The sequence below is a fragment of the Bacillus sp. SIMBA_008 genome, from assembly GCF_046535495.1.
In the GTDB taxonomy this organism is placed as follows: Bacteria; Bacillota; Bacilli; order Bacillales; family Bacillaceae; genus Bacillus; species Bacillus subtilis.
Window position 1 is genome coordinate 1 of the sequence record NZ_JAWRWL010000469.1, and the last position, 271, is coordinate 271.

Below are 271 nucleotides of genomic sequence, written 5' to 3' on the forward strand. Positions count from 1 at the left end.
GCGCCAGTGGCCAGCCCCTGCTCCCGGGAAGCCCGCCAATGCCTTCAGATGAAAGCCCCTCGCTGACCCGCCGCTCGTTGTTCAAGGGCCTGGGCCTGCTGCCGCTGGCCGCCGCGGCCCCCGGCTGCTCGGACCCGAAGTCCCCGCAGGCCGGTGCCGAAACCGCCAGGGCCGACTACGCGCCGACCTACTTCACCCCCGCCGAATGGGCCTTCGTGGTCGCCGCCTGCGATCGCCTGATCCCTTCCGACGAGGTCGGCCCCGGCGCGGT

General features: G+C 73.4%; 1 pseudogene. It reads left to right on the plus strand.

What is annotated here, in order from left to right:
- Positions 1–38: 38 nt before the first annotated feature.
- Positions 39–271 (plus strand): annotated as a pseudogene (locus SB658_RS24060) (hypothetical protein); the annotation flags it as partial.